The 9,608-nt window shown below is 34.6% G+C and carries 6 protein-coding genes; 4 read left to right on the plus strand and 2 right to left on the minus strand.

What is annotated here, in order from left to right:
- Window positions 1–156: 156 nt before the first annotated feature.
- The 3 genes from CWB66_RS22495 (at window position 157) to CWB66_RS20905 (ending at window position 3,407) form a co-directional block, all read left to right on the plus strand.
- Window positions 157–519 (plus strand): glutathione S-transferase N-terminal domain-containing protein, encoded by a 363-nt coding sequence (locus CWB66_RS22495; RefSeq protein WP_212747843.1) that lies wholly within the window; start codon window positions 157–159, stop codon window positions 517–519.
- A gap of 59 nt (window positions 520–578) precedes the next feature.
- Complete coding sequence (locus CWB66_RS22500; RefSeq protein ID WP_252371815.1) at window positions 579–872, plus strand: glutathione S-transferase C-terminal domain-containing protein; 294 nt, start codon at window positions 579–581, stop codon at window positions 870–872.
- Window positions 873–1,742: 870 nt separating this feature from the next.
- Complete coding sequence (locus CWB66_RS20905) at window positions 1,743–3,407, plus strand: SUMF1/EgtB/PvdO family nonheme iron enzyme (protein WP_138586950.1); 1,665 nt, start codon at window positions 1,743–1,745, stop codon at window positions 3,405–3,407.
- 73 nt (window positions 3,408–3,480) lie between these two features.
- Here CWB66_RS20905 and CWB66_RS20910 read toward each other — a convergent pair whose 3' ends face one another.
- Together CWB66_RS20910 and CWB66_RS20915 are read right to left on the minus strand one after the other, a co-directional pair.
- Entirely contained in the window at window positions 3,481–5,301 is a 1,821-nt protein-coding gene (locus tag CWB66_RS20910) for a winged helix-turn-helix domain-containing protein (protein ID WP_138586951.1), read from the minus strand.
- Window positions 5,302–5,513: 212 nt separating this feature from the next.
- Window positions 5,514–7,580, minus strand: coding sequence for a winged helix-turn-helix domain-containing protein (locus CWB66_RS20915; protein WP_138586952.1), 2,067 nt, complete (start codon window positions 7,578–7,580; stop codon window positions 5,514–5,516).
- Between the two features lie 159 nt (window positions 7,581–7,739).
- Between CWB66_RS20915 and CWB66_RS20920 the strand changes: the two genes are divergently transcribed.
- Window positions 7,740–9,170, plus strand: a complete 1,431-nt coding sequence (locus CWB66_RS20920; RefSeq protein ID WP_138586953.1) for a serine hydrolase domain-containing protein — start codon at window positions 7,740–7,742, stop codon at window positions 9,168–9,170.
- Window positions 9,171–9,608: the final 438 nt, after the last annotated feature.

A 9,608-nucleotide genomic window follows, 5' to 3' on the forward strand; every position in this document is an offset into this window, starting at 1 on the left:
AATTTTTAGCTGAAAAAGTAAATTTAATAGCACAGTTTTATTTGTTCAATTAGAGTGGCTGTCTAATTGAGTTGTTGCTGTCTAATTGAGTTGTTTTCTCACTTTATATTCTGAATAAAATACAGTAATTGATTGAACCAAAATAGGAACTCAGCTATGGTTTGTTTATCAATAAAAAAAATAAAAAAGCGAGTTAATCTACAGGCTCGTTATATTAAAAAGGAAGCTGTAGTGAAAGTATTCGGCCGTACAACTTCATTTAATGTGCAAAAAATATTGTGGTTACTTGACGAATTAGCCTTGAATTATGAACATATTGAGTTAGGTGGCCACTTTGGAGGCTTAGATTCAGATGAATTTTTTCGACTAAACCCAATGAAAAAAGTACCTGTTCTAATTGATGGCGACAAATCAATTTGGGAATCACATACAATATTAAGGTATCTGGTAGCAGAATATGGAGATAAAATTGGTATCCTGCTTGCCCATATGAACGCTCTTTATACGAAAGATGGCTAGATTGGTCCCAAATCATATTTCAACCTGCGTTTATGGAAACGTTTTGGGGATATTACAGAATGCCTTCAAACAAAAGAAATATGGAGGTTGTTACTAAAGAGCTATCTAAATGTTTAGATTGTTTGAATGTCATAGAGCAACAACTTATTGATTCGGATTATCTGATAGGTGAATCAATATCTCTAGCCGATATTGTTGTTGGTGCTGTGATTTATCGACTAATATCTCAAGGTTTGGATATACAATTGCCAAAGGAAGTAAATAGGTGGTACGGAATTATCAATCAACGTACAGGATACATTAAATGGATCATGAGTGATTTTAGTGAATTAAAGGGTCGTGAAAGTTTTTAATATAAGAACATCAAACGGACAAAAAGTAGTCGGTTTTTTTCACTCCGTTCAACATTTTAACCAACTATTTTATTGCCGCTTATGTTGGCGATATGCAAGGGTTTGATTCTTACTTTTCAGCCTGAAAATATTAAAGAGTAAGTTAGAAATATAAGGATATATGAGTTGTATTTTTCAGATGGAATTTTAAATATTTTCTTTACGTTTTTTTGGTTGTTGTCTTTATTTTGGACATTTATTCCCAATGGGGTTGGGTTGTATAAATTTAAACTTAATCACAATAAGTTTTGGTGCAGTATATGTACTATTTTTTGGTATATGTTGTTTGTGGTACATATAGCCGCCTTTTATCTAATTTGGTTTCAATCCTTTTCTAAATTAGTAATAGTCGTTTTTATCGTTTTCCTACAGGTTATGTTTTGGACTTTAGTTGTTAAAAAAGCTGTCCCAACTTAATTTGCATACAATCGGGTAGCCGGAGGTCTCTAACCTCCAGCCCCCACACCACCAATCATGCGGGTCCGCAATGGGCGGTTCATCTCCCGTAATTAAATTAGACACCTACTCTAACTCGTTTACGTGTAGCACTTATTCATTTAGGTATTTCTAAAAAAGCAGGCTAAAAATATAGAGCGCGCATACTGCGAATACCCAAGTGTAAAATATTTAATAATAACGGCTCAATAGTCAGTTTTTAAAGGTATTAAAAGCCGAGCTTAGTAAAATAAGCTCGGCTTTTTTGTGTCAGGTTGTTTGTGATTAGAGTTTGTTTATCTATATTTTTTCTATTTTTATCAGTGTTTAGGTTTTTCATAAGATTTATTTTACTTATTTTTTCATGATCGCACTTTCATTAAGAAGGAAAGGTAAATGAAACTAAACAAACTAATAATCCCCCTATTTTTATCAGTAAATAGCGCTGTGCTTTATGCTAATCAAAATGCCAGTGAGCTAATTGAACCCATTATGGTAACTATTCCTGCTGGTAGTTTTCAAATGGGTAACACCGAAGAAGAAGATGCTCAACCTATTCATAAAGTGACACTAACTGAGTTTAGTTTAGGGAAATATGAAGTAACCGTAAGAGAGTTTCGACAGTTTGTTGAAGAAACTGATTATGAAATGCCAACCAAGTGCATTCATCAGTTAAATGGTTGGTTTAATTATGGAGAAACCAATGGTTCATGGGAGAACAACTCCCTCAATACCAGTGATTTTCAACCAGTAAATTGCATTGGTTGGCTCGCAGCCAACGCGTATACTCAGTGGTTAGCAAAAAAAACTGGCCGTCCTTATCGTTTGCCGAGTGAAGCAGAGTGGGAATATGCGGCGAAGGCTGGTACAACTAGTAAGTATTACTTTGGTGACGATCTTGAACAAGCCTTAGTTTGTGAATACGAAAACACCGCCGACTTAACCGGTGAGAATATTTTACAACGGGACTCGAGTACGAGTTATGTCAATTTTTTTAATGGCAAATCGAACTGTGTTGACCACGCGGCTTATGCAAGTATCGTTGGAATGTACAAACCTAATCCCTTTGGATTACACGATATCGTTAGTAATGTGGTTGAGTTCATTACTGATTGTTATAAAGATAGTTATAAAAACGCGCACAATGATGGTCAGGCTTGGATAGATAATGATTGTAAATACAGGGTAGCACGAGGAGGTAGTTGGCATTGGAATACTTTTCCCGTAAGCCAGAGGGGCGTCGTGGGTGAGGACTTTGTAGGGGCAGTAGAGGGGGTTCGAATTGCACTAGATGGAGCTGCTCCAGCTATATCTAGCAACACTGTAAAATTTATCAAAGCACTCAAAACAGCTCAACGCAGCGAACAATTAAGACGTGATGCTGTTTTACCTTACCCTGCCACTGTAACAAACTTAAAACTAGATAAAGAAGCGGGTATTATTACCTTAAAGTGGGATAAAAGTTCCCAAAGTGATATTGAAAGTTATCGAATCTATAGAAATGCAGCTACTGGCGGCGTGTTTAAACTATTAGCTGCAAATATAATTGAAACTACATTTAAAGATGCCAATATAGATAACCATCAATATGAATATACTGTTGTTGCGGTAAGGCATAATCAACAAGGTGATTACAGTAATGTCGTAAAAACGCCGACATCATGGGTGCATGCACCTGGCAGAGTGGAAGCAGAATCTGCCATTAAGTTTAGTAACGCTAGCATCGGAAGAACCTCTGATATTGATGGCAAATTTAATTTAACTGGAGGGGAGGGAATTAGTGATAATGCGATAATAAACTATCAGCTTAAAGTCGCACACTCAGGAAATTATAACCTTAGCTACCGTGTAGCGGCTCCTAGAGATACAAAAGGTTTTGCAGTTGTAATCAATGGTAAGGAATTAGCAGTAGAAAAAATAACGAGTACAGGTGGTTATAAAAAATGGCAAACACAAAGAGGATCCACTTATTTTTATCTGAAACAAGGTGAAAATAAGCTGACCCTAAAATCACTTGATAAAAACTGGAAATTAAATTGGGTAAGCTTTAACCCAAATTAGCTTCTGTAAAGTACAAAATAAGAGGCCGTGGTATTGCTGTCTCTTACTATTTTAAATCCAGTTTTGGATAACATTATAAATTTAATGCTAACAGTTTTTTTTCATTATTACGTCGCCAGTAGTCAGTCCCTTTTTTATCAATATATTGAGAATAAAAATCATAATTATCTTGCATACTTTGGGAGCTACAAATTAGTAACGCCATATCTAAGCTGAGATAAAGGTCACCCGCCAACTCAGCTTGCTCAAAAGTACGCTGTGCATGAGTTGTAAATGCATCATCATTTTTCAGTGCTTGAGCTAACAATGTTTTTAAGTAGGAGTTCTTGGCATTATCCGTAGTAATATCATTAATAAGATTTTGTGCTTCTGCCTGATTATTTTGATTTATATAATATTCCATCAATTGCTGACGACTGCTTTGTGCAGCCCAAAAATCAGGTGTTAACGTTGCAAGCTCTAGTACTTGTTTTAAATGAGGCTCTTTATCTTGTAGGCTTTTAGCAAAAATGGCATAGTGATACGGCACTATAGCAAAGTGATAGTTAGGTATTTGATAGGCCTTCATTTTATTTTCTGCTTGTTGTAAATAAAGGTATTTATCATCCTCTTGCTGATGCTTATGGGCTAATACAGATAGGTAAGTTAAGGCGCTTAGCTCTCGTCGTTTATCTTGTGCATCAAAAGCTAATTGCACTGAATTAAGTAGGCTTTGTTTAATTGCTTGGTAATTGTCTTGGTTATGGTCTATCCAAGATTGCGTAAACCACGCGTCTGCTTGTCTGTGTAAATCATTAATACTTTGAAACTGCTTAATAGCATTACTGAGCTTATATTTACTTAAATCAAATAGCTCTTTACGGATTAATACCTCACTTTGAAAGAGCAAAGCATTGCCTACATGGTGTGTCTTATTTTGTGAAATAGCTATTTTTTCTAGTTTATTTGCCATCACCATCGCTTTATCAAGTTCCCCCATCATTATATAAGTATTAGCTAGATGACCAAGGATAATGAGATCATGTGGCGCTTGCTGATGAGCAATGGATAAATTTGCTTGCTTGAGTTCGAGTGTTTGGGCTTTATTAAGCAATTTTAAAATAACTGGCTGCTGTAAATGTTGTTGTAACTGATTTAAAGCGGCTTGTTGACTTACTCCAGATAATTGCCCTTGCCAATCTGCAAATGGGCCTTTTAATATAAAATCAATATATGTCAAATTATGATGTGTGCGAATAGTGCCAGATAAAATCAATGGGTGTTCTTTTGCTAAAAGTGGGTATTCAAACTCCGCTGAAACCTGAAAATGCGCCGTATTTAGCTGAGGTAATTCGGTAAAGCTAAAGAGTTCAGTATCATTGAGCTTAAAGGTTTCCGTCCCTCGTTGATTGCTTATTGCTATATAAGAAATATTAATAACTGAGCTCTCATCTGTTTGAGGTTGGTCAGTATTGTTATTAATGATAGTAAATACAAGAAGGGCAATACCGCTAAGTGCAATGGTTATCCAATGGTTTCGGCTTTTTGGTTTTGATAAAGTATTTTCATGCTGCAGTGGTTTATTTTGACTGATGTTGCAGTGTGCCTCAACATCAGAATGTTTAGAATCAATTTGGAGTTGCCACTGATAACCTCGTTTTGAAAAGGTTTTAATTGCGTGGTTACCCAACAGCCTCCTTAGATTGCTAATACTTTGAAAAACGGCTTGTTCCGATACAACTTTATTTTTCCAGACATGAGATAAAATATCTTCTTTACTAAAGACATGATTCGAATGCTCTAGTAATAGTTTTAGTACTTTGGCTTCATTGTGTCGAATGGCTAAGTCATCACCATTTTTTTTTAGTACACAGCTTGTACTATCAAATTCAAAATTATTAAATTTATAACGCATTGTTTTTATAAAAATGGATCATTTGGTTATTTATTTCACTCATCTTAACTTATTAGCTGATAAAGAGTATAAGTTTGTTAATCATATATTAAAAATACTATGGCCCTGTATCCTGTGCAGCTAAAGGGGGCAATCCATGCTTGTCGCAAATAATTGTGGGTCCAGTGGGTGAGGGCAACGCAATCCCCGATTAAGGATTGGTTGCTATGAAACTATAAACTCCCCCTCACTTTTGTGCTTTTTGAAGTAATATCTAAAACCAAAATGTCTGCCGATTTATGTTTGCTTTTGAGTAAGATTATATTGTCACTTACTGCGGTTATTTGATCACAAAATTTCGCACAAAACTCTTCGGTTTTACTACTTAAATTTTGTACACCTAACTCGTAATCGTAATAGTTTATTAATGGCTTGCCATTTTGTGTGTATTGATAATAAAAACCATTTTTTTCGGGATATATTTGAGTAAATAAATAGGGGCTTTTGAGTAAAGTGTTATCTGAATCATGGCGTATGACTTGACCTTTTACAAAGCTCAGTAGTTCGTCTTTATGGTTTAAAAAGAATGTATCATGCACTCGTTTTATTTTTAATGTTGTTCTTTCATCAGTTGTAAGATTAAACTTTACTAGTTCATCATTGTGAGTTTTTTTATCAACATATAATATAGCGTCAGATTTGTTGTACCAAACTATAGGCTCACCAATAATCATGTTTAACCATTTTATCGAGAATCGGTTTGACTCCAACTCAATAATAAACGGTTTGTTATTTACACTGCTCGCTATACGCTTTCCTGACCAGTGCCAAACTGGTTTGGTTAAAGCAAATTCTTGCTTTGAATTTTCGAATAATATTCGTTCTTTGCCTGTCTCAATATGTTTGACAAAAATCTGAGGATAGCCATTTTTTATTGATACATAGGCTATGTGTTTTTCATCTGCTGAAAGCGCTGCAGCTTTATCAATTGTATTTGAGTTTATTATTTTTTGGGGAGGTGAAAGCTGTTTTAATTTACTCAGTAAAATGTCTTGATCTGACTTGGCTTCAATAAAGTACACTTTATCTTTAATAATTTGCGGATAAACTAAAAAGTTATAGCTTTTGTAGTTAAGCGTTGTGAGGTCACCATTTAATGAGAGTTGCTTTAATTCACTGCCATTACTAAGTAATAAATATTTATTGTTTTCAAACCAAGTTAAGAAGTACCAGTTATGATCTATTTGTCCGATTGAGACAACATCATTACTATCTAAGTTTAACAACTTTACTTCTGATAATGCTTGTTTATTAAAACCGACTAACGCTAATTGTGTTTGAGTCGGAGACAAAGCAAGTTTATAAGGTTTAAAGTAGTCATTTGGTTTAAGTAATTTTTCAGTTTGTCCTGACTCCAAATTATGCCGATATAAACTAACGTTTCGGCTATGCTCCGAACTGTTTTGATTGGCCAAATAATAAAGTTGTTGGCGCTTATCTATAAAAAATAAACTATTCCAAGTTATATCGCTACGCGAAAAAAGTAGCTCTTCACTTACTACTTTTAATTGTGCGTCGAGTAGCAAGCGATTAAATGAAATACCTTTCTCATCTTGGCATGAATACACCAAGGCATTTTTGTGAGAATCCCATGCAAGGTAGGTATATGCGTTTAAAGTATCCTTTAAGGGCCAGCTTGAGCCAGTTACTAGATCTTTAATTAATATTTTTCTCTTGTTTGGTTGATTGGTATTTTGAATATATGCCATAAATCGTCCATCAGGACTGATTTGCATATAGCGCTCTTGTTCATTGCTTGCAGTTATTGGTTTTAGGTTTAACAAAGAAACCTGTTTACTTGTATCTGATAAACTAAAAAACACGCTAATTAGGATGAAAACAGGAATGAGGAGTAAAGATAATTTTAAATACTTTATAAGGGGGCTTTTTTTTGATAATGCATTTGCTTTTTTTTCTGGAAAGCGAACTTCGGAGTCTAGGCTGTAGCCTCGTTTAGGATGTGTTTTGATAATGCGTTTGTCGTCATCAGATAACGCTTGCCTTAACAAGGCTATATTTCTACGAACTGAGTTTGGACTGTAAATTGCTTGAGGCCAAACAATTTCAAAAAGCGTTTCAGCTGCAATAACTCTTTTGGGGTTTTGTGCCAACGTCTTCAAAAGCGCCATTACTTTTGGTTCAATTACCTGAGATTTTTCTTCATATATAACCTCACCGGTTTTGATATTAATTAAAAAATCATCAATATAAAATTTATTTGGTAGTTCGTTTACGCTCAAACCTTTCCCATCCCACTGTTATTAATAGATATATATCCCTTAAGCTTTTCTTAACGTTTTCTTAATTACTAATTCATCGCTTTCTCTTGGTAACAACAGTTAAAAAGGAATCGAAAAGTCAGCGCTATATTAATAAATAAATTACAAAAGGAATACATAATGAAGCGATATTTAGTAACACTATTATTTTTAATAACAATTATCTGCAATCAAGCGCTAGCAGCAGATAAGCTAAACTACAATAAGCTAGCTAATGAGTTTATATCTGTTTTAAACAGCAAAGATTTAAAACAGGTCGAAGGTTTTATTGTAAAAAACTTTTCGCCTGATGCACTTTCTCGTTGGGATAATACAGGAAAAGATCGTTATGTTGGTTATTCGATGAACGTAGCACTTTTTCATGGATCATTAAGCCTACTTTCAACAGAGCTTGATACTTCCAATAACCGCATACAGCACATTAGTAAAGTGCATTCAAAAAATACCGACATGCAGTACGAAATGGTTATCGATTTTAACGAAGAACAAGCCGTTACAGGCTGGTTTGTTGGAGAAACCCCCAAAAGCCTTGATATAATTTCTTTAACTGAGCCACAATTAGTTAATGAGGTAAAAAATTATAGCAATCTACTTGCTAAAAATGGCATTTTTTCAGGAACAATACTGCTTGCCAAAGGTAACAAAGTTTTATTTACTAAAGCGCATGGCTTAGCCTCTCGACGCTATGACGTTAAAAATAATTTAGATACTAAATTTCAAATAGGTTCGATGAATAAGATGTTTACTAGCGTCGCTATTTTGCAACTTGTTGAAGCAGGAAAAGTATTGCTTGATGATCCGATTACTAAGTTCATTGATAAAACCCTGTTAGGTAAGGGAGACTTTGATAAAATCCATATTCACCACTTACTGAGTCATACATCAGGTATTAGTAATATAGCTGGGGTTGACGAAATACAGTATAAAGTACGTTCACTTGAAGATATTCAACACTTATACAGCTCCATTGAAACAACGTTTAAACCAGGCTCTCAATGGCGATATAGTAATACAGGTATGTTATTACTTGGTCAGGTGATTGAATCTGTTACTAAGGAAAGTTATTTTACATACATTGATAAAAACATCTATCAGAAAGCTAATATGCAACATAGTGGTAGTTTTGATTTGGATGTACCTATTAGGAACACTGCGCGTAACTATTGGTTTTCAGTTGAAACTGGAGAAATTACTGAAAACTTAATGTTTCAATCAGTTAAAGGGGGTCCCGCTGGAGGTGGGTATTCGACAGTAGGCGATTTATATAAGTTCGCTTTAGCAATGCAAAATGGAACTTTAATTAGTCGTAAACTTTCCCAAGAAGCTCTTACTTCGAAGCCCGAACTTGGTGCAGAAAACTGGGGGTATGGATTTTCAGTGAGAGGCGCTGATAATAACAAAATAGTGGGTCATAATGGTGCTCATTTAGGTATGACAGCCAGACTAAATATGTATCAAGACAAAGGTTACATTTTAGTGGTATTAGGTAACTTTCAATCTTCAGCATGGCCTGTTGTGGCAAAAGTAGATCAATTGATAGAGCGTTTGTAATAAATACGTTCTAAGGAAATAAGTTGGCGGGATTGGCTCTTTCTCCAATCCCTTTTTAAATATTAGCAGGTGCCTACTTTTATATTTTTCGCACAATCGTTAGGCATTACTCGATTGACCCTGATTGATAGCAAGGCGATTATCAAATTAATTGAATAGTAATTGAGCCCGGTTGGTCTAGTTAATGTTTATTCAAATAGGCAACAAATCACTAAAAGTGATCTATTAAACGCAGTGCTTTAAAAGTTGAATATAGCTAGGGTTATTAACTAATACCAAACTGCATAAATCTTTGATCAATTTAACGAATTAAATTGCACTATAACGTCGTTAAAAATTTTTTATTTAGAACAACTAGATACAAAAATTTTTGCCTAGTTCTAGCGTAATTTTCTTAACGTTAAATATACCACATATATAAGAAGATTTGTATAATAT

The sequence above is a fragment of the Pseudoalteromonas sp. S558 genome (assembly GCF_005886635.1).
Taxonomy (GTDB): Bacteria; Pseudomonadota; Gammaproteobacteria; order Enterobacterales; family Alteromonadaceae; genus Pseudoalteromonas; species Pseudoalteromonas aliena.

Bases quoted from the DNA above. Each gene is read 5' to 3' on its own strand.
- CWB66_RS22495 (WP_212747843.1), top strand. From the start codon at position 157: ATGGTTTGTTTATCAATAAAAAAAATAAAAAAGCGAGTTAATCTACAG.
- CWB66_RS22500 (WP_252371815.1), top strand. From the start codon at position 579: ATGCCTTCAAACAAAAGAAATATGGAGGTTGTTACTAAAGAGCTATCT.
- CWB66_RS20905 (WP_138586950.1), top strand. From the start codon at position 1,743: ATGAAACTAAACAAACTAATAATCCCCCTATTTTTATCAGTAAATAGC.
- CWB66_RS20910 (WP_138586951.1), bottom strand. From the start codon at position 5,301: ATGCGTTATAAATTTAATAATTTTGAATTTGATAGTACAAGCTGTGTA.
- CWB66_RS20920 (WP_138586953.1), top strand. From the start codon at position 7,740: ATGAAGCGATATTTAGTAACACTATTATTTTTAATAACAATTATCTGC.